The sequence below is a fragment of the Pseudomonas sp. IPO3749 genome (assembly GCF_013386605.1).
GTDB lineage: Bacteria > Pseudomonadota > Gammaproteobacteria > Pseudomonadales > Pseudomonadaceae > Aquipseudomonas > Aquipseudomonas azotoformans_A.
The window spans coordinates 121,511-144,738 of the sequence record NZ_JACARN010000060.1 but is presented as its reverse complement, the minus strand read 5'-3'; the positions used below and the strand labels follow the sequence as shown (position 1 = coordinate 144,738).

2 protein-coding genes are annotated in these 23,228 nt (G+C 64.8%); both read right to left on the bottom strand.

Annotation, left to right across the window (positions count from 1 at the left end; all coding sequences use genetic code 11):
• Positions 1–10,396, bottom strand: a 10,396-nt coding sequence (locus tag HX812_RS22935) for a non-ribosomal peptide synthetase (protein ID WP_178949129.1), incomplete at its 3' end; no start/stop codon positions are given.
• On the bottom strand, positions 10,393–23,220 hold the full coding sequence (locus HX812_RS22930; protein WP_177128169.1) for a non-ribosomal peptide synthetase: 12,828 nt from the start codon (positions 23,218–23,220) through the stop codon (positions 10,393–10,395). The genes HX812_RS22930 and HX812_RS22935, both read right to left, overlap by 4 nt.
• Between the last annotated feature and the right edge of the window lie 8 nt (positions 23,221–23,228).

The following is a 23,228-nucleotide window of genomic DNA, read 5'->3' as shown; positions in this document are numbered from 1 at the left end:
GGATATACGGCGCCTGCATCATGCTCTGGTGATCCCCCGGCACCGCCACCTGAAGCAATTGCCCCGGCGCCAACACCTCATTCCAACCCAGTGCTTCACTGCGCCGCGACAACTCGGTAGGCCGCTCACTCGCACTGAACAGATGCACCGCAATCGGCAACGGAAACAGGCTGTAATGCGCCAAAGCATGCCCGTGACCCACTTCCCGCTCGATATAGTTCAAGAGGTCCGCATCCGTCGCCGCTGCCATTTGCGCGTGCAGCACACCTTCATCGCGACAACGTTGCAGCAGGCCTGCAAAGTCCAGCTGTCCAACCTGCGCCTCCAACTGCCCAAGGCTCGCCAACTCATCCACACCTCCCTGTGCTTTCCAATACGCCGAGCACTGCAACAGCAAATGCCGCTTGAGTGCATCCGCCCCGCTCCATCGCGCCTTGCCCTGGTCGGTCATGCGCGGTACGTAGCTGTCGATCAAGCCGAGGAACTCAACCGGTTCATCCAGCCCGAGCAGTTGCATCGCCACTTCATAGGCCAGCACCCCGCCGAATGACCACCCGGCAACCCGGTAAGGCCCATGGGGCTGAATGCCTCGGATCAACCCGACCATCCGCGCAGCCAGACCTTCCATCGTGTTCAGGTGCGGTTCGCCCAGCGCCACGCCTGGCAAGCCGTAGATCGGATAGTCACCCGGCAGATGCTGGCCCAGCGCCGGGAAGTACACGTCCATGCCGCTGAACTCATGGACCAGGAACAGCGGCGCTTGCGATCCACCCCTGCGCACCGTGATCACCGACGTGTCACGCACCGGCTCATCCGTACGCTGGCGCAGCATCGCGGCGACGGAGGCCACACTGGCATGCTGGAACAGCTCAGCCAGTGACACCTGCAACCCCGCTTCTTCCATCAGGTTGACCAGCCGGATCGCCAGCAATGAATGCCCGCCCAACTCGAAGAAACTGTCATGGCGACCAACCTGCTCCAGCTTCAACACCTCGGCCCATAGCTGGGCCAGGGTGTGTTCCAGCCCATCGGCCGGAGCCTCGAACTCACGGCGGTTGAACGTGTCCAGGGCCGGCACCGGCAAGGCCTTGCGGTCGACCTTGCCGTTAGCGGTCAGCGGCAGGTGATCCAGCGGCACAAAGGCCGACGGCACCATGTACTCCGGCAATTGGCTGTGCAGATAGGCGCGCACGCTGTCGATGTCGTCAGGCTGATCCGCCCAGGTGAAATACGCCGCCAGGCGCTTGTCGCCCGGTGCGTCTTCGCGAGCCAGCACCACCACGTCCTGGATACCGGCGAAGGTCGCCAGGCGCGCTTCGATCTCGCCCAGTTCAATGCGGAAACCGCGGATCTTCACCTGGTCGTCATTGCGCCCGATGCAGTCCAGCAGGCCATCCGCCGTCCAACGGCCGAGGTCGCCGGTGCGGTACATCAAGGCGCCCTCACTCAACGGATCCCGTACAAACTTTTCAGCGGTGAGATCAGGTCGATTCAGATACCCCAGGGCCACGCCGTCCCCGCCAATGCAGATTTCACCGGTCACGCCCACGGGCACTGGCTGAAGGTGCGCATCCAGCACATGGACCTGCGTGTTGGAAATCGGGCGACCAATCGGCACGCTGTCAGCGGCCTCGGCCAGCGCGCGCACCTCATAGGTGGTGGCGTAAGTGGTGGTTTCGGTCGGCCCATAACAATGCACCAGGCGCAACGCGGGCGCCTGGTGCAACAAGCTGCGGAATGCAGCCGGATCGGCACGCTCGCCGCCGCACAGCAGGATGCGCAAGCCCGCCAGGGCCTGGGGAATCAGCTGCACATACTGGTTGAACAGGGCCGTGGTGACGAACAGCACCGTTACATCCGCCAAGGCTACGCCGAAGGCTGCAGGATCCAGCAAGGTGGCGTGGTCGATCACCTGCACCTGGCCGCCGTTGAGCAGCGGGCCCCACACATCCATGGTGCTGGCGTCGAACGCCGGGTTGGAGGCGAAGGCCACGCGGTCGCTGGCATTGAAGTCGGCGTAGCCGTTGTTGATCACCAGACGCGTGATACCGCGATGGGGCACCAACACACCTTTGGGCGTGCCGGTGGAACCGGAGGTGTACATGATGTACGCCACGCTGTCCGAGGACTGCGACAGGTCCGGGTTGTGGCTGGGTTGTGGATCGAGGGCCAGGGTGTCCAGGTCCAAGCGTTGCACAGCATAGTCGACGGCCCTATCGCTATGGGTCAACAACCAGGCCGCGCCGCTGTCCTGCACCATGAAGCCCTGGCGCTCGACAGGTGCGTTGATATCCAGCGGCACATAGGCGGCGGCGCATTTGAGCACGGCCAGTTGGCTGGTCAGCAGGTCCAGGCCGCGCGGCAGCAGGATCGCCACGTTATCGCCGGGACGCAGCCCAAGGCCCAGCAGGTGATGGGCCAGGCGATTGGCACGGATATTCAGTTCGCCATAACTCAATGACTGCCCGCCATGCAAAGCGGCCAATGCGCCAGGACGCGCCTGGGCCTGGGCTTCGAACAGGCGTTGCACGGTGTGTTCACGCGGGAATGCACGCGTGGTGGCGTTGAACTCCAGCAGTTGCTGGCGTTCGACGTCAGGCAGGATCGGCAAGTGGCTGATGCCCACCGCGCTGCCCTGTTCCAGCGCCTGCACCACCTGTTCCACGGCAACCTGCAAGTAGCCGCACAACCGGCGTGCGCCCTGCCCCACGACTTTCAGCGAGAACCCCTCGCCCAGGTCATCCACGCTCACTGACAGGCCGTAGTTACTGTGTTCTTCAGCCTTGAGCAGCCGAATGCCCTGCCATGCTTCGCTGGTAGCCTGCGGCGCACTGTGGCGATAGTTGAACAATGTGTCGAAGAGCGGCGTCGCCGCCGGCACGCCGCTGCAGCGTTGGGCCAAGGCCAGCGGCGCCTGTTCATGGCTGAGCAATTGGTTGAGACGTGCATGGGTGGCCCGCAGCGCGTCGCGCACCGAGTGTTCACCCAGGTCGACCCGCAGCGGCAAGGTATTGATAAACACCCCCATGGCCCGCTCGGCGCCTTCACCACCTTGCAAGCGGCCGAGCATCACACTGCCAAACACCACGTTGTCGCGGCCCGAAACCTTGCCCAGCACCTGGGCCCAGGCCAGGTGCATCAGGCTGGCGGCGCTGACGCCGGATTGCCGCGCTTGGGTGCGCAGGCGTTGGCTCAATTGCGCATCCAGTGGGCGTTGAATCGGCTCGTTGCGGCCCAAGCGTTCGACCTGGGTCGGCTCATCAATATCACCGAGCATTTCGCGGAAGAACGCTTCGTGGTCCTCTGCACCGACGCGGGTCTGGGCCACATAGTTGCGATACGGCACAGCCACGCCCAAGGTGTGTTGAGTGCCCATGAGGAACGCCTGCATCTCCTGTTGCAGGATCTCCAGGGCGATGTGGTCCATCACCAGGTGGTGGAACAGCAACGTCGCACTGTGCGCATTGACCACCAGGCGCATCAACGGGGCTTGCGACAGATCAAGCCGTTCCGGCACCACGCCGCGTTCGACACGCAGCGACGCCTCGCGCCAAACCACCTGCACCGGTTCTTCCAGGCCGTCCCAATGGAACGACGAACGCAGGATGTCGTGGCGCTGGATCACCGCCTGCAAGGCCAGGGCGAACGCCTCCAGGCGCTGTGGGCTGTCGAACGCAAACTGCGCGCGCAGCACATAGTCATCAGCACCCTGTACCGCACGATGGTGATACAGCATGCCCGCCTGCAACGGCGCCAACGGGTAGATGTCCTGCACATTGGCTGCGCCGCCCGGAATGCAGGCGACGATACGCTCGATGGCTGGCGGGTCCAGTTGGATCAACGGCAACATATCCGGGGTGATCGCGGTGCAATCAAGCGCAATGCGATTGGCCGGCACCGCCACTTCCCGGCCACCGCCCAAGGCCGCCGCCAAGGCTGACAAGGTCGGCTGGCCGAACAACACCTTCACATCAGCCGACAACCCGAGGCGGCGCATGCGCCCCATCAGGCTCACCGCGAGCAACGAGTGCCCGCCCAATTCGAAGAAGTTGTCGTGACGGCCCACGCGCTCCACGTTGAGCAACTCGGCCCACAGGCTGGCCAAGGCGATTTCCGTGTCGCCCTGGGGCGCTTCGTATTCGCGTACCACCACCGACTCCAGGCCGGGCGCAGGCAAAGCCTTGCGGTCGAGCTTGCCGTTGGGGCTCAGGGGCAAGGTGTCGAGGTGCACAAAGATCGCCGGCACCATGAACTCCGGCAGGTGCTGCAACAGGTGCGCGCGCAACCCGTCGATCTCGCTGAAAGCCCCGGTGTAGTAGGCGATCAAACGATTGTCGCGGGCGATCACGGCGGCTTCGTTGACCGGCGGATACTCAGTGAGGCGTGACTGGATTTCCCCCAGTTCAATGCGCAGGCCACGGATTTTCACCTGATCGTCATTACGCCCCAGGTACTCAATCGTGCCGTCTGCCAAGTAGCGGCCCACGTCGCCGGTGCGGTACAGGCGACCGTCGGTGAACGGGTCCTTGAGGAAACGCTCGGCGGTCAATTCCGGCCGGTTCAGGTAACCGCGCGCCACTTGCACGCCTCCAATGAACAACTCGCCCACCACGCCCAAGGGCACCGGCTGCATCTGTGCATCCAGCACATACATGCGAGTGTTGGCGATCGGTTTGCCAATCGGCGTGTTGTCCGGCGTCACCGGGCCGGCGCAGTTCCACGCGGTCACATCGACGGCGGCTTCGGTCGGGCCATACAGGTTGTGCAATTCGCTGCCCGGCAACTGCTGCTTGAAGCGCCGCACCAGGCTGCCCGGCAAGGCTTCGCCGCTGCACATCACCCGCACCAGACCGGCCGCTTGGCTAACGTCGCCATGGGCCAGGAACACATCCAGCATCGACGGTACGAAGTGCAGCGTGGTGATCTGCTCAGCGGCGATCACCTCGCACAGGTACGCCGGGTCTTTATGCCCGCCAGGACGCGCCATCACCAGGCAAGCGCCGGTGAACAGCGGCCAGAAGAACTCCCATACCGACACGTCGAAGCTGAACGGGGTTTTCTGCAAGACACGGTCATGGGCTTGCAGGCCATAGGCGTCCTGCATCCACAACAGGCGGTTGACCACGCCGGGATGGTCGTTGATCACGCCCTTGGGTTGGCCGGTGGAGCCGGAGGTGTAGATCACATAGGCGCTGATGCCCTGCACAGCGGGATTGTCTTCACGTGGGTGCTGCCAGGTCGGCCGGTCCAGATCGACCACCGGCACATCCCCCAACAACCCGCGTGTCCCGCCCTGGGCCAGCACCGCGACCGGCGCGCTGTCCTCCAGCATGTAGGCGATACGCTCCAGCGGATACGCCGGGTCCAGCGGCACATAGGCGGCGCCGGCCTTGAGGATCGCGTACAACCCGATGACCATCTCCAGGCCACGCTCCACACAGATCGCAACCCGTGAATCCGGCTGAACGCCGATTTCCAGCAGGTGATGCGCCAACTGGTTGGCCCGTGCGTTCAGCTCGGCATAGGTCAATACAAGGTCATCAGCCTTGACGGCGATGGCATCCGGTGTCCGCGCCACCTGCGCTTCGAACATACCGTGCACGGTCTGGTCGAGGTCGTAGGTCACCTCGGTGGCATTGAAGTCGAACAGCAAATGCTGACGCTCGCTCTCATCCACCAGCGGTACCTGTTCCAGCACCGCCTGATCGTTATCGACCATGGCCTGCAACACGCGGGTGAAATAGCCGACGTAACGCTGCGCCGTCGACTCATCGAACAGCGCTACCGCGTACTCCAGTGCGCCGATGATCGTGCCCTGCACTTCGCTCAAGTCCAGGGACAGGTCGAACTTGGCAAAATGACTGTTCTCGACGATGCCTTCCAGGGCCAGGTCGCCCAAGGCCAGGGTCGGCGCGCTGCTGTCCTGCCAGGTCAACAGCGTCTGGAACAGCGGGCTGTGGGCCAGGCTGCGCGGCGGCCGGGTGATTTCTACCACCTGCTCAAACGGCAGGTCTTGATGGGCCTGGGCTTCCAGCGCCAGCGCCTTGACCCGCGCCAGCAGCGCCTCGGTGCTCAGCTCGCCGGAGGTGTCGATGCGCACGGCCAAGGTGTTGACGAACAGGCCGATCAGCCCTTCCACCTCGCTGCGTGTGCGATTGGCGACGGGTGAGCCGATCACCACGTCCTGTTGCCCGGACAGCCGCGCGAGCAGTGAGGCCCAGGCGCTCATCAAGGTCATGTACAAGGTGGTGCCGTGGCGTTGGCTCAAGGCCTTGAGCCCGGCGGTGAGGCGTTCGTCCAGGCGCACTTCGACGCTGCTGCCGGCGTAGTCCTGTTGCGCCGGGCGCGGGCGGTCAGTCGGTAAGGTCAGCAAGGCCGGCGCACCGGCCAGCGCCTGCTGCCAATAGGTGCTCTGGCGATGCAACACCTCGCCGCTGAGCCACAGGCGTTGCCATACGGCGAAGTCGCCGTACTGGATCGGCAGCGGCGGCAATGGATCGGGCTGGCCGTGGCTGAAGGCTTGATACAACGCCATCAGCTCGCGGGTGAGCACGCCCATGGACCAGCCATCGGAGACGATATGGTGCAGGGTCAGCAGCAACACGTGGTGGTCGTCGGCCATGACCATCAGGCGACCGCGCAACAACGGGCCACGCTCCAGGTCGAACGGCGCCGAGGCCTCGCCGTGGATCAACGCATCCAGCGCCTGCTGGGGTTGCGGGTGGCGGCGCAGGTCCTGTACTTGCAGGGGCAGAACGTCTTCGGCGGGTACGATCAACACTTGGGCGTCATCGCCGTGCTGGGCGAAGCGGCTGCGCAGGGTTTCGTGGCGCGCGACGATGCGGGCGAGCGCCCGTTGCAGCGCCTCGACATGCAACTGCCCACGCAAACGCAGGCCGATAGGAATGTTGTAGGCGGTGTTGGCGCCTTCCATCAGCGCCAGGAACCACAGGCGCTGCTGGGCAAAGGACAGCGGCACCTGCTCATCACGATTGGCCGGCAGGATATCCGGCAAGGTGCTGCGACCGGACCGGGCCAGCACCTCGGCGACGGCGGCCAGTTCGGCGTTGGCAAACAAATCGCCGAGCAACAACTCGACGCCCAAGCGCTGGCGGATCTGCGAGACCATGCGCATCGCCAACAACGAGTGCCCTCCCAGTTCGAAGAAGTGGTCGCGACGCCCAACGCGCTCCACGTGCAGCACATCGGCCCAGATCTGCGCCAGCACGCTCTCGATTTCACCTTCGGGGGCGGCGTACTCGCGGGTAAACACGGCGGCCATGTCCGGCGCCGGTAAGGCCTTGCGGTCAAGCTTGCCGTTGGCAGTCAGGGGCAACGCGTCCAGCTTTACGTAGGCGACCGGCACCATGTAGTCCGGCAGGTGCGCCACCAGATGGGCGCGGATATCGCCCACGACCAACGGGTCGAGTTGGCGGTTTTCGGTGAAATACGCCACCAGCCGCTCTTCGCGCACCAGTACCACGGCTTCCTGGATGCCCGCCACTTGGTTGAGCTGGGTTTCGATTTCGCCCAGTTCGATGCGCATGCCGCGAATTTTTACCTGGTCATCGTTGCGCCCCAGGTACTCGATGTTGCCATCCGGCAGCCAGCGCGCCAGGTCGCCGGTGCGGTACATGCGCCCAGTGTTGAAGGGATCTTGCAGGAAGCGTTCGGCGGTCAGTTCCGGGCGGTTCAGGTAACCCCGCGCCACGCCGTTGCCGCCCACGTACAACTCACCGGCCACGCCCAATGGCACCGGCCGCTGTTGCTCATCCAGCAGGTAGACCGTGGCATTGGCGATAGGCTTGCCGATATGCAGTGGCTGGCCGGCCTCGACCTTGCCCGAGGTCGCAACCACCGTGGCCTCGGTCGGCCCGTAGTTGTTGATCAAGTCAAAGCGCTGCGCCCGGCCGAACTGGCGCAGGCGATCGCCACCGATCAGCAGGGTGCGCAGCGTCGGGTGCTCGATCTGCTGGCTGAAGGCGTACTCGGCCACTGGCGTAGGCAGGAAACACACGTCCAACGGCTGCGCACACCACCAGGCCAACAACGCGTCGATATCTTCGGCGCCGTCATGGGCCGGTGGCAGGTGCAGGGTCGCGCCCACGCACAGCGCCGGCCAGACTTCCCAGGCCATCGCATCAAAGCCGAACCCGGCGACGCTGGCGGTGTGGCGTCCGGCGCACAGGTCGAAGGCGTTGCAGTGCCAGTCCACCAGGTTGGCCACAGTGTGATGCTCCACCATCACGCCTTTGGGCAGGCCGGTGGAGCCGGAGGTGTAGATCACATAGGCGAGGTTGAACGGGGTGACCACCACCTTGGGGTTGCTCGCCGAATGGTGTTGCCAGGTGAAGCGGTCGAGGTTGATCACCGGCACGTCAAGGGCCGGTAAACGCTCCAGCAAGGCCTGCTGGGTCAACACCGCCACCGGGGCGCTGTCGGTCAGCAGGTAGGTGAGGCGCTCGGCCGGGTGCGACGGGTCCACCGGCACATAACAGGCGCCGGCCTTGAGGATCGCCAGCAAGCCGGCCAGAGTGTCCAGGCCTCGGCGCGCAACGATGGCAACGCGGTCGTCCGGCTTGACCCCCAGCGCCAGCAGGTGATGGGCCAGCAGGTTGGCTTGCTGGTTGAGTTCGGCATAGGTCAGCTGACGGCCCGAATGCACAGCGGCAATCGCGTCCGGCGTGAGCGCGGCCTGGGCTTCGACGCGAGCGTGCAGCGTGGTGCCCTGGCGAAAATCCGCTTGCGTGGCGTTGAAGTGTTCCAGCAGCAAACGCTGTTCATCGGCAGGCAGCACCGACACTTGGTTGAGCGCGGTGTGCGGCGCCTGTTCCAACGCGGTCACCAGGTTGTCCAGGGCGGTTTGCAGGTAAGCGCAGACACGCTGTGGATCGACCTGGGTGGTCGCCAGCAGGCGGAGGATGAACCCTTCGCCCAGGTCATCCACGCTGAGGGTCAGCGGGTAGTTGGTGCGCTCATCCGAACGCAGTGTCTCGATGCCCTGCCACGCGGCCACGGCTTCGCTGCTGGTGCCGGTGCCGCTGTGGCGATAGTTGAGCAACGCACTGAACAACGGCGTCGGCGCCACCACCCCGCTGCACCGTTGCGCCAGCGCCAGGGGCGCGTGTTCGTGGCGCAGCAGCGCGGTGAGGCGCGTGTGGGTGGCCTTGACTGCGCTGCGCAGGTCGCCGCCGCCCACGTCCACACGGAATGGCAAGGTATTGATGAAAATCCCCAAGGCGCGGTCCGTGGCATGTCCACCTTGCATACGGCCCATCAGTACGGTGCCAAACACCACCTGGGACTTGCCGGCCAGCACGCTCAACACCTGGGCCCAGCCCAGGTGGAACAGGCTGGCGACGCTGACGCCAAGCAAGCGGGCCTGGGCGCGCAGGCGCTGGTTGAGCGCGTCCGAAAGCGGCCAATCCAGTTCATTGATCCCGCGGCCATCGCCCTGCACATCCTGCAAGCCGAAGGGCAAGGTCGGCTCGACCACATCGCCAAGCATCTGCTGGAAAAACGCCTCATGCTGTTGCTCGCTGACACCCAGCCGCGCCTGCGCAACATAGTTGCGAAACGGCACGGCATGACCCAGTTGCCCGGCGTCGCCCCGCAGGAACGCCTGCATTTCATGGCGCACCACTTCGAGGGCACTGTGATCCAGGGCCATGTGATGGAACAGCAGCATGGCGACGATGCGCTCCTTCGCCGGGTCCTTCGCCCAGGCCAGGCGCAGCAGCGGCGCCTGGGTCACGTCCAGCCGGTAATGGCGAGCGTCGAACCGCGTGTGCAGTTGGGCAGCAATATCACCGTCGGCCGGGTCCAGTTCCAGCGCCTGCACCGGCAGCTGCGCGCTGCGCCACACCACTTGCGACGGCTGTTGCAATCCGTCCCAGACCACGCCGGTGCGCAGGATGTCGTGACGGTCGATCACCCCTTGCAGGGCCAGGGCAAATGCGTCGAAACGCTCGACACTGTCGAAGGCGAACTGCGACTGCATCACATAGGGGTCGCCCTGCTCGGTGCTGACGTGGTGAAACAGGATGCCTTCCTGCAACGGCGCCAGCGGGTAGATGTCCTGGATATTCGCCACGCCACCGTCGACCGTGGCGACGATACGGTCGATCTCATCCTGGCTCAGGTCGGACAGGGTCAACATGGCCGGCGTGATCCGTTCGGCATTGGCCGGGATGCCATTGGCCGGCACCTCGTTGGCGGCCGAATACTCGCCGGCCTTGATCAGCTCGATCAGCGCCGGCTTGTGTTCGCGCAAGGCGGCAAGAATCACCGGGTCGCTCAGCGCTTGTTTGTTGCCTTGCACCGACAACTGCTCGCCCTTGAGCGCGAGTTGCACGTCCTTGGTTTTCAGCGTCGCCAGCAGTTCGAGAATGCTCACAGGACGATCTCCATTCGTTCAGTCATCGCGGCGTAGCCAGCCAGGGTCGGCTGTTCGAACAACGCACGCACATCGGCTTCCATGCCTTCCTGGCGCAAGCGCCCGATCAAGCTCACGGCGAGCAGCGAGTGCCCGCCCAGTTCAAAGAAATTGTCCTGGCGCCCTACCCGTTCCACGTTGAGCAGCTCGGCCCAGAGTTGCGCCAGGAGGATTTCGGTGTCGCCCACCGGGGCTTCGTACTCGCGCACGGTCAAGGCTTCGCTGCCCGGCGCCGGCAAGGCCTTGCGGTCGAGCTTGCCATTGGGGCTCAGCGGCAACGCGTCGAGGTGCACGAACAGCGCGGGCACCATGAAATCCGGCAGGTGGTGCAGCAGGTGTTCGCGCAGGTCCGTAGCCCGAACGCCGGTGTAGTAGGCGACGAGCCGGTCATCGCGGGCCACTACCGCGGCTTCGTTGACCTGCGGATGTTCCAACAGGCGTGCCTGGATCTCGCCCAGCTCGATGCGCAAGCCACGGATCTTCACCTGGTCGTCGTTGCGGCCCAGGTACTCGATAGTGCCGTCGAGCAGGTAACGCCCCAGGTCGCCGGTGCGATACAGGCGGCCGTCGGTGAACGGGTCCTTGAGGAAACGTTCGGCGGTCAACTCAGGACGATTGAGGTAACCGCGCGCCACCTGCACGCCGCCGATGAACAACTCGCCCACCACGCCCAGGGGCACCGGCTGCATTTGCCCATCCAACACGTACATGCGGGTGTTGGCGATGGGTTTGCCAATCGGCGTGTTGTCCGGCACGTCCGGGCGCGCGCAGTTCCAGGCGGTCACGTCGACGGCGGCTTCGGTCGGGCCGTACAGGTTGTACAGGCCGATGCCCGGCAGTTGCTGCTTGAAGCGCCGCACCAGGCTGCCCGGCAAGGCTTCGCCGCTGCACATTACCCGTTGCAGACCGGCCGCCTGGCTGACATCACCATGGGCGAGGAACACATCGAGCATCGACGGCACAAAGTGCAACGTGGTGATCTGTTCGTTCGCGATCACCTCGCACAGATAGGCCGGGTCTTTATGCCCACCAGGACGCGCCATGACCAGGCACGCTCCAGTGAATAGCGGCCAGAAGAACTCCCACACCGACACGTCGAAGCTGAACGGGGTTTTCTGCAACACCCGGTCGTGGGCCTTGAGGCCGTAGGCGTCCTGCATCCACAACAGGCGGTTGACCACGCCAGGATGGTCGTTGATCACGCCCTTGGGCTGACCGGTGGAACCGGAGGTGTAGATCACGTAGGCGCTGAAGGCCTGCACCTGTGGGTTATCGATAGATTGGTGCTGCCAGGTCGGCCGGTCCAGATCGATCACCGGCGCGTCGCCCAGCAAACCACGCGTGGCGCCTTGGGCCAGCACCGCAACAGGCGCGCTGTCTTCCAGCATGTAGGCGATACGTTCCAGCGGATACGCCGGGTCCAGCGGCACATAGGCGGCACCGGCCTTGAGGATCGCATACAGTCCGACCACCATGTCCAGGCCGCGCTCCACGCAGATCGCGACCCGCGAATCGGCTTGCACGCCCATATCTATGAGGTGATGCGCCAGTTGGTTGGCCTGCGCGTTCAGTTCGGCGTAGGTCAATGTCAGCTCACCTGCCTTGACGGCGATGGCGTCCGGTGTGCGCATCACTTGCGCTTCAAACAGGCCGTGCAAGGTCTGGTCGAGGTCATAGGCGACCTCAGTGGCGTTGAAACCCGACAGCAGTTGCTGACGTTCCTGGGCCTCCAGCACCGGCAAGCGATTGACCGCCAGCTGCGGCGCCTGCTCCAGTGCGTCGACCAGCCCTTGCAAGGTCACTTGCAGATAACCGCAGAGGCGTTGCGCGCCAATCGACTTCGCGGTCATGGCAGTAAGACGGAAGCCGTCGCCCTGGTCGTCCACGTTCAGCGTCAACGGGTAGTTGGTGCGCTCCTCGCTGGCCAGGGTCTGGATGCCTTCCCAGGCCTGGGAGACTGGCGCCTGCTGGCTGTCGCTGTGGCGGTAGTTGAGCATGGCGCTGAACAACGGCTGCGGCGCGGCGACGCCACTGCAACGCTGGGCCAGGGCGAGGGATGCGTGTTCATGCCCGAGCAATGCGGTCAGTCGCGCATGGGTCTGTTTGACCGCCACGCGCACGCCGCTGCCATCAATGTCCACGCGCAGCGGCAAGGTGTTGATGAACATACCCAGCGCGCGATCACTGCCTTTGCCGCCTTGCATGCGCCCCAGCAACACGGTGCCGAACACCACGTTTTCCTGGCCTGAAGTGCTGGCGAGGACTCGCGCCCAGGCCAGGTGGAACAGGCTGGCGGCACTCACGCCGAGTAAACGCGCCTGGGTCCGCAGGCGCTGGTTGAGGGTCGGGGCCAGGTTCAGTTGGACCTCTTCGATGGCATTACCGTCGCCGCGCACGTCCTGCAGGCCGAATGGCAGGGTCGGTTCGCTGATATCGCCGAGCATTCCACGGAAGAACTGCTCATGTTCCTCCTCGCTGACACCCAACCGCGCCTGGGCCACATAGTTACGGTACGGCGTGGCGTCGCCGGCAGGTTGTGGCTGCCCGAGCAGGCTGGCCTGCATCTCGTGGCGCACACCGTCGAGGGCGGTGTGATCGAGGGCAATGTGGTGGAACAACAGGATCGCGACCACGCGCTGATTGGCCGGGTCCGGCGCGTACACCAGGCGTATCAGCGGCGCCTGATTCATCGGCACACGGTACTGGCGCGGGTCGAAGCGCTGGTGCAGTTGGTCGATCACGTCCGCCTGCACCTGCAAGCGGGCCTTGCGCCACACCACTTGCAGCGGCTGGGCCAGGCCCTCCCAGACCACGGCGGTGCGCAGGATGTCGTGACGGTCGATCACCTGTTGCAGCGCCTGGGCGAAGGCATTCAAGCGGTCGAGGCTGTCGAACGCCAGGTGCGATTGCAGCAGGTAAGGGTCGCCCTGCCCTGCGCTGATGTGGTGGTAGAGAATGCCTTCCTGCAGCGGCGCCAGCGGGTAGATGTCCTGCACATTGGCAGCGCCACCGGGCACCTGGGCAACGACGTGGTCGATGGTCGATTGGTCGAGTTGCACCAGGGACAACAGGTCCGGGGTGATGCGCTGGCAGCCCGCCGGAATACGGTTTTCCGGCACCGACACATCGCGCCCACTGCCCACGGCAGCCGCCAGCGCGGCCAGGGTCGGCTGGCTGAACAGCACGCGCACATCGGCACTCAGGCCGACCTGGCGCATGCGTTCGATCAGGCTGACGGCCAGCAACGAATGGCCGCCCAGCTCGAAGAAATGGTCATGGCGCCCGACCTGCTCCACTTGCAGAACCTCGGCCCAAATACGCGCCAGGGTGCTCTCAACCTCGCCTTGGGGTGCTTCATAATCGCGCGTCAGCAACGCCGCCTGATCCGGTTCCGGCAACGCCTTGCGGTCGAGCTTGCCGTTGGCGGTCAGGGGCAAGGTCTGCAGCTTCACATAGGCGACCGGCACCAAGGCATCCGGCAATTGGGCTTGCAGTTGCGCGCGTAGGGTGTCGATATCCAACGGTTGCTGTTCGGTGAACCAGGCAATCAAGCGCCCTTCGCGCACCAGCACCACCGCCTCAGCGACGCCGTCCAGTGCAGCCAGGCGGCTTTCGATTTCACCCAGCTCAACCCGCACGCCACGCACTTTCACCTGGTCATCGTTACGCCCCAGGTACTCGATATTGCCATCCGGCAACCAGCGCGCCAGGTCGCCGGTGCGGTACATGCGACCCTCGTTGAACGGGTCGTGCAGGAAGCGTCCGGCGCTCAGGTCCGGACGGTTCAGGTAACCGCGCGCCACGCCGCTGCCGCCCACATACAACTCGCCCGCCACCCCCACCGGCACCGGCCGCAAGTGCGCATCCAGCAGGTAGACGCTGGCATTGGCGATGGGCCGGCCGATATGCAGCACCTGCCCGGCGCGCACGCGGCCGGAGGTGGCAACTACCGTGGCTTCGGTGGGGCCGTAGTTGTTGATCACTGCAAAACGGCGTTCCTGGGTGAACTGGCGCAGGCGATCACCGCCAATCAATAGAATGCGCAACGTGGGGTGTTGCAGGTTCTGGCTGAAGGCGTATTCGGCCACAGGCGTTGGCAGGAAGCTGACGTCCAGCGGTTGCGCCAGCCACCAGGCGAGCAGTTCATCGATATTTTCATTGCCCACATCGGCCGGTGGCAGATGCAGGGTGGCACCCACGCACAGCGCCGGCCAGACCTCCCAGGCCATCGCATCAAAACCGAAACCGGCGACGCTGCTGGTGTGGCCCGTCGCATCCAGGCCAAAGGCCTCGCAGTGCCAGTGCACCAGGTTTTCCACGGTGCGGTGTTCCACCATCACACCTTTGGGCTGGCCGGTGGAGCCGGAGGTGTAGATGACGTAAGCCAAGTGCGCCGGGGTCAATGCGCTGAGTTGCGGGTTGCTGACGGCCTGCTGCTGCACGCGCGGATCGTGCAGGTCGAGGGTGGCAACCGCGCCCAACAGGTCGCGGGTACTGGCTTCGGCCAACACCGCCACGGGGGCGCTGTCTTGCAGCAAGTAAGCGATGCGCTCGGCGGGATACGCCGGGTCGATAGGCACGTAGCCGGCACCGGCCTTGAGGATGCCCAGCAAGCCCACCAGCATCTGCGGGCCGCGACGGCAGCACAGGGCGACGCGATCGTCGGGCTGCACGCCCTGTTGCAACAGATGATGGGCCAACTGGTTGGCGCGAATATTGAGCTGCTGGTAGGTCAGCGATTCGCCGTCCTGCACCACGGCGATGGCGTGAGGTTGGCGCTCGGCCTGGACCTCGAATGCCCCATGCACCGTGTGGCCCTTGGGGAAATCGCTGGCGGTGGCGTTGAACTCGCGCAGCAGGGTTTCACGCTCCGCTGTCGGTAGGATCGGTAGCTGGGTCAGCACAGTCTTCGGTGCGTTTTCCAGCGTCTCGACCAACTGTTCGACAGCGTTAAGCATATAGGCACACGTGCGCTGGGCACCGATCTGCGGCAGCGCCAAGACGCTCAGGCCGAAGCCTTCGCCCAGGTCATCCACGCTCAAGGTCAGCGGGTAGTTGCTGCGCTCCTCACCGCCGAGCAGTTGCACCCCTTCCCATATGCCATGGCCGTCGCGGGCCATTTCGCCAGGCGTGCTGTGGCGGTAGTTGAGCAAGGCACTGAACAGCGGCGAGGCATTCGCCACGCCACTGCAACGCTGGGCCAGCGCCAGGGACGCATGTTCGTGGCCAAGCAAGGCACTCAAGCGCCCATGGGTCGCCTTGACCGCAACCGCCGCCGGCGCTGCTACATTGACCCGCAGCGGCAAGGTGTTGATGAACATGCCCAGCGCACGGTCCGCCCCGTCACCGGCCTGCATGCGGCCCATCAATACGGTGCCGAACACCACGTCGTCACGCCCGGACACCAGGCCCAGTACCTGCGCCCAGGCCAGGTGCATCAGGCTTGCCGCGCTAACGCCCAACTGCCGCGCCTGTTCGCGCACGCGCTGGGCCAGCACGGCATCCACCGGCCATTCGGCTTCTTCGATCTCACGCCCATCGCCCTGCACGTCTTGCACACCGAATGGCAGGGTCGGCTCATCCACGTCAGCGAGCATGTCGCGGAAGAACGCTTCGTGCTCCTCCACGCTCACACCCAGGCGCGCCTGGGCCACGTAGTTGCGGAACGGTGCCGCCTCGGGCAAGTCCTGCGCCGGGTTGAACAGGAACGTGCGCATCTCCTGGCCCACTACTTCCATGGCGGTGTGGTCCAGCGCCAGGTGGTGGAACAGCAGGATCGCCGCGACGCGGTTGTGCTGCGGATCCTGGGCGTAAACCATGCGCAGCAGCGGCGCCTGGGTGATGTCCAGGCGGTAATGGCGGGCATCGAAGCGCGCGTGCAATTGTTCGATGACGTCGCCGTCCGCCGGGTCCAAGGCAACCTCCTGGACAACCAGTTGCGCCTCACGCCAAACCACTTGCACCGGGCTGTCCAGGCCTTCCCAGACCACGCCGGTACGCAAGATGTCATGGCGGGCCACAACCTTTTGCAACGCGCCCATGAACGCGTGCAGGCGCTCAATACTGTCGAATGCCATGCGCGATTGCAGCAGGTACGGATCGCCCTGTTCGGCACTGATGTGGTGGTAAAGAATGCCTTCCTGCAACGGCGCCAACGGATAAATATCCTGCACGTTCGCCGCACCGCCCGGCACGTTCGCGACGATACGCGCGATCGCCGTCGGGTCGAGCTGCACCAGGGTCAGCATCAACGGCGTGATCTGCGTGCAACCCACTGGAATGCCATTGGCCGGCACCACGACTTCCCGGCCACTGCCCACGGCGGCGGCCAGCGCCGCCAGGCTTGGCTGGCTGAACAACACACGCACATCGCAGCTCAGGCCGACCTGGCGCATACGCTCGATCAGGCTGACCGCCAGCAATGAATGCCCGCCCAATTCGAAGAAGTGATCGTGACGGCCCACGCGGTCGAGTTTGAGTACGTCCTGCCAGATCTGCGCGAGCTGGGTTTCCACTTCGCCTTCCGGCGCTTCAAACCCACGGCTGAGCAGCGCACTCTGGTCCGGCACCGGCAGGCCCTTGCGGTCGAGCTTGCCGTTGGCGGTCAGCGGTAGCAGCTCCAGCCACACATAGGCCGACGGCACCATGTAATCCGGCAGTTGGCCTTGCAGGTGGGCGCGCAGTGTTTCGATGTCCAACGGCTCGCTGGCGGTGTAGTAGGCCACCAGGCGCTTGTCGCCAGGCTCGTCTTCACGGGCCAGCACCACGGCGTCTTTTACGCCAGTGAAGCTGGCCAGGCAGGTTTCGATCTCGCCCGGTTCAATCCGGAAACCACGGATCTTCACCTGCAGGTCATTGCGCCCCTGGTACACCAAGGTGCCGTCGACCTGCCAGCAGGCCAGGTCGCCGGTGCGGTACAGCACGCCTTCACCAAACGGGTTCGGGATGAATTTTTCGGCGGTCAGTTGCGGCTGGTTCAGATACCCCTTGGCCACGCCCGCGCCGCCGATGTACAGCTCGCCCACCACGCCCAACGGCACGGGTTGCTGGCGTGGGTCGAGCACGTAGGCCTGGGCATTCGCTATCGGGCGGCCGATGGGAATACCGCCCTCGCCCACCGAGGTGATCTCGAAGGTGGTGGAAAAGGTGGTGGCTTCGGTAGGCCCGTAGCCGTTGAGCAGGTGCTGGGGTTTGCCGTGTTCAAGTACGCGGCCAATCACCTGCGGGTCGAGTACATCGCCGCCAACGATCAGGTAGCGCAGCTGGCGGAACACCGGCATCAACGCGTCGGCGTACTGGTGGAACAACCCGGCGGTCATCCACAACACGCTGACGGATTGCTCCTGCAATAACGACGCAAACGCCGCCTGGGACAGCAGCACGCCATGCTCGACCACCACCACGCAGCCACCGTTGAGCAACGGCGCCCACACATCCAGGGTGCTGGCATCGAACGCTGGGTTGGAGGCGAACGCCACGCGGTCGCGCGCGTTGAATTCGGCGTAACCGTTGTTGAGCACCAGGCGCGAAATGGCGCGGTGCGGCACTTGCACGCCTTTGGGCGCCCCGGTGGAGCCGGAGGTGTAGAGGATGTAGGCGACGCTTTCGGCGGACTGCGGCAGTTCAGGGTTACGCGGAGACTGGGCATCCAGGTTCAGGTCGGCCAGGTTGTTGAGCACCCGGTGCGCACCGCTGTCCTGCACGATAAACGCTTGGCGCTCGACCGGCGCGTTGACGTCCAGCGGCACATACACCGCGCCGCACTTGAGGATCGCCAGCTGGCAGATCAGCAGGTCGAGTGAACGCGGCAGGGCAATCGCCACACTTTCGCCCGGCTGCACGCCCTGGCTGAGCAAGTGATGGGCCAGGCGGTTGGCATGCCGGTTGAGGTCGCGGTAACTCAAGGACAGCTGGCCATGCACGGCCGCCACGGCTTCCGGACGGGCCAGTGCCTGGGCTTCGAACAGCTGGTGCACGGTGAGCTGGGACGGGTATTCACGGGCGGTGGCGTTGAAGTCCACCAGCAATTGGTGACGCTCGGCGGCTGGCAGGATCGATACCGCCTGCAACGGTGTGGTCGGCGCCTGCTGCAACGCGGTCACCAGGTGGCGCAACGCGGTGAGCATGTACTCACCCACGCGTTGTACATCGAGGGTCGCGACGCCCTGTACGGTGAGTGCGAAGCCCGTACCCAGGTCATCGACGTTGAGCACCAGCGGGTAGTTGCTGCGTTCTTCGGAGCTGAGAATCTGGATACCGGAGGCGGCGAACGGGCTGTCCCCCGGCGCTTCCCCCGGTGCGCTGTGGCGATAGTTGAGCAAGGTGCTGAACAGCGGTAGCGAACCCGGCACGCCGCTGCAACGCTGGGCCAGGGACAACGAGGCGTGCTCATGCCCGAGCAATTGCGCCAGGCGCGCATGGGTGGCGCGCACGCCGGCTTGCACGCCGACCGTGCCGAGGCTGACCCGCAGCGGCAAGGTGTTGATGAACATGCCCAACGCGCGGTCGGCGCCCTCGCCGCCCTGCATGCGGCCCAGCAACACGGTGCCGAACACCACATCCTGTTGGCCAGACACCTGCCCCAGCACCTGGGCCCAGGCCAAATGCACCAGGCTTGCAGTGCTCACCCCCAGTTGCCGCGCCTGTTCGCGCAAGCCCAGGCTGAGTGCCGGTTCCAGCGGCAGGTGAGCTTCAAGGATGCCACTGCCGTCGCCATTCACGTCCTGCAGGCCGAAGGCCAAGGTCGGCTCATCGATATCGCCGAGCATTTCACTGAAGAACGCTTCGTGCTGCGCCTGGCTGACCCCAAGTCGCGCCTGGGCCACGTAGTTGCGGTACTGCACGGCGTCCGGCAGTTGTGCGCTGTTGCCAGAAAGGTTGGCGCTCATTTCGTCCACCAGCACCTGCAACGCGGTGTGGTCCAGCAGGATATGGTGCAACAGCAAGATGCCGACAAAACGGCCTTGCTCTTCTGAGTAGGCGAAGCGCATCAGTGACGCGCGGGTCAGGTCGAGGCGGAAGTGACGCGGGTCGAAGCGTTGTTGCAGTTGGGCCAGGGACTCGTCGCTACGCTCAACGGCCAAGGTCGCCTGGCGCAAGACCACCTGCACCGCCTCGTTGAGGCCTTCCCAGAGAATCGCTGTGCGCAGGATATCGTTGCGTTCGATCACGCTGTGCAATGCCTGGATGAATGCGTCCACCGCTGCCTGATCGTTGAAACTGAACTGCACCTGCAACACGTAGGGATCGCCCTCGGTGGTCGCCAGGTGATGGTAGAGAATGCCGGCCTGCAACGGCGCCAGGCCGTAGATGTCCTGCACGTTGCTGAGGCCGCCGGGTACGCTCTGGATGATGTGGTCGAGCGCCGCCTGGTCCAGTTCCACCAACGGCACCATGTCCGGGGTGATGTGCTGGCTGGCCTGGGTAATCAGGTTGGCCGGGACCTGCACCTCCTGTTGCCCACCGACGGCGGCGGCCAGTGCCGCCAGGGTCGGTTGGCCGAACAGCACGCGCACATCGGCGCTGAGGTCGACCTGGCGCATGCGTTCGATCAGCTTGACGGCCAACAGCGAATGGCCGCCCAGTTCGAAGAAGTTGTCGTCACGGCCGACCTGGTCGAGCTTGAGCAGGTCTTGCCAGATCGTGGCTATGGCGGTTTCCACCGCGCCTTGTGGCGCTGTATACCCGCGACGGGCCAGGGCGTCGGCATCCGGCGCGGGGAGTGCCTTGCGGTCGAGCTTGCCGTTGGTGGTCAGCGGGAATGTATCCAGCTGCACAAAGGCGCTGGGCACCATGTGCTCGGCCAGGCTCTGGAGCAGATGGTCGCGCAGATCGGCTGCCTGTAGTTCGCCTTCGGCAATCACGTAGGCCACCAGGCGCTTATCGCCCGGTTCGTCCTCACGGGCGATCACTACGGCATCACGTACGCCAGGAGCAGTGGCCAGGTGCGCTTCGATCTCGCCCAGTTCGATGCGGAAACCGCGGATCTTCACCTGGTCATCGTTGCGCCCCAGGTATTCGACGCTGCCGTCGGCCAGCAGGCGGCCGAGGTCGCCGGTCTTGTACAGGCGCTGGCCGGTGGCCGGGTCGGCCAGGAAGCGCTCGGCGGTCAGCGCCTCACGGTTGAGGTAACCGCGCGCCACCCCGGCGCCGCCGACGTACAACTCACCGACCACCCCCAACGGCAGCGGCTCGCGACGCGCATCCAGCACGTACAGCTGCAAGTCGGGAATACGCACGCCAATCGGGCTGACGCCAACCAATTGCGCATCCGCCGCTTCGAGGGCGCGATAGGTCACGTGCACGGTGGTTTCGGTGATGCCGTACATGTTTACCAGTTGCGTGCCGGCATTGATTGCCCGGGCGTACCACGGCTTGAGCATGCCCGGTTCCAGCGCTTCGCCGCCAAAGATCACTTGGCGCAAGGAGTGGGATTGCGGGTTCTGGCTTTGCGCAGCAATCAACTGGCGGAAGGCACTCGGCGTCTGGTTGAGGATGCTCACGCCCGCTTCGCACAGCAGCGAATAGCATTCATCCGGCGAACGGCTGACCAGTTGCGGCACGATCAGCAACTGGCCGCCGTGCATCAGCGCGCCCCAGATTTCCCACACTGAGAAATCAAAGGCGAACGAGTGGAACAACGCCCACACATCGTTGGCGTTGAAGCCGAACCAGTGCTCGGTGGCCGTGAACAGCCGCGCCACCTGGCGGTGTTCGATCATCACGCCCTTGGGCTGGCCGGTGGAGCCGGAGGTGTAGATCACGTAGGCCAGATGGGCCGGGCTGACCCTGACCCGAGGGTTGACGAGGGACTCGCCGCGCAAGCCATTGAGGTCGATCTGTGGCAGGTCGCCGACCAGGTGACGCGTGTTGGCTTGCACCAGCACGGCCACAGGCGCGCTGTCGGCCAGGGTGTAGGCAATGCGCTCCAACGGGTAGGCCGGGTCGATCGGCACATAGCCGGCGCCCGCCTTGAGGATGCCGAGCAAGCCAATGATCATCTCCGGGCCGCGCTCCACGCAGATCGCCACGCGGTCATCCGGGCAGATGCCTTGGGCCAGCAGGCGATGGGCAACCTGGTTGGCGCGCTCGTTGAGCTGGCGGTAGGTGAGGCGCTGGTTGTCGAAGCGCAAGGCGATGGCTTCGGGCTGGGCGGCGGCGTGGGTTTCGACTTGCTGATGGACCAGGGCGGTGTCGGCGTAGTGCGCGGAGCTTTGATTGAGGCTGTGCAGCAGGGTGTGGCGTTCGGTGTCGGGCAGGATGTTCAGGCCGCTGAGCGGCATGTCCGGTCGTTGCTCCAGGGCATCAGCCAAGCCTGCCAGGGCGGTGTGCAGGTAAGTGGCAACCCGTTCGGCACCGATGGATGCGTCGACCATCACGGTCAGCGCGAAGTCTTCACCCAGGTCATCGACGTTGACCGTCAGCGGGTAGTTGGTGCGCTCCTCGGCGCCCAGTACACGGATGCCCTCGGCCACCTCGATCACCTCGGCCATGTCCGTGGCGGCGCTGTGGCGGTAGTTGAGCATGGCGCTGAACAGCGGCGTCGGTGCGGCCACGCCACTGCAACGCTGGGCCAGCGCGAGGGACGCATGTTCGTGGTTGAGCAAGGTCGTGAGGCGTTCATGGGTGGCCTTGACCCCGGCACGCACGCCCTGTTCGCCCACATCCACACGCAAGGGCAAGGTGTTGATGAACATACCCAGGGCCCGTTCACCGCCCTCGCCCGCCCCCATGCGGCCGAGCATCACCGTGCCAAACACCACCGCGTCACGCCCAGAGACCACGCCCAATACGCGGGCCAGTGCCAGGTGCATCATGCTGGCCACGCTGACGCCAAGGGGGCGTGCCAGGGTACGCAGGCGGCGGCTCAGTAAGCTGTCGACGGCGATGCGTGCCTCGTCAATGCCCAGGCCGTCACCCTGTACATCCTGCAAACCGAAAGGCAGCGTCGGCTCTTCGATATCCGCTAGCATCTCGCGGAAGAATGCTTCGTGGGCCTGCTCGCTGACACCATGGCGCACCTGGGCGATATAGCTGCGAAACGGCACCGGCTCACCGGCCTGGGCGTGCTCGCCGGCCAGGTATAGCTGGACTTCATGGCGCACCACGTCCAGGGCGGTGTGGTCGAGGATGGTGTGATGGAACAGCAGGGTCGCGGCCACCCGCCCAGTGAGCGAATCCTCGGCAAACACCAGGCGCAGCAACGGCGCCTGGCCCAGGTCCATGCGATAACAACGCGGATCGAAATCAACCGCCTCGCAAGACAGGCTCGCGTTGCGCCACACCACCTGCAACGGCTCGTCGAGACGCTCCCAGACCATAGAGGTGCGCAGGATGTCGTGACGATCGATCACCCATTGCAGCGCTTCGGCAAACGCCTCCAGACGCCCACGGCTGTCGAACTCGAACTGCGCGTGCAACACGTACGGATCGCCCTGCTCGGCCGACAGATGGTGGTACAGCATGCCTTCCTGAAGCGGCGCCAGTGGGTAGATATCCTGCACATTCGCCGCGCCGCCGGGGATGGCCGCGACAATCCGGTCGATAGCCGCCTGGTCCAGGCTGACCAGCGGCAGCATGTCCGGGGTGATGCGGTAGGCCGGGCTCAGCCAGTCGCCGCCATGTTCGGCGACCAGTTCGAGCAGTCGGGGCTTGTGGGCGATCAATTGATCCCACAGCGCATCGTCCAGCGCTTCGTCATCGCCCAGGATGATCAGGTCGCCTTCTTCCAGTTGCAGACGGATCGCATGGGTGGAAATCGCTGCCAATAATTCGCTGAACTGCATGGGGTAAC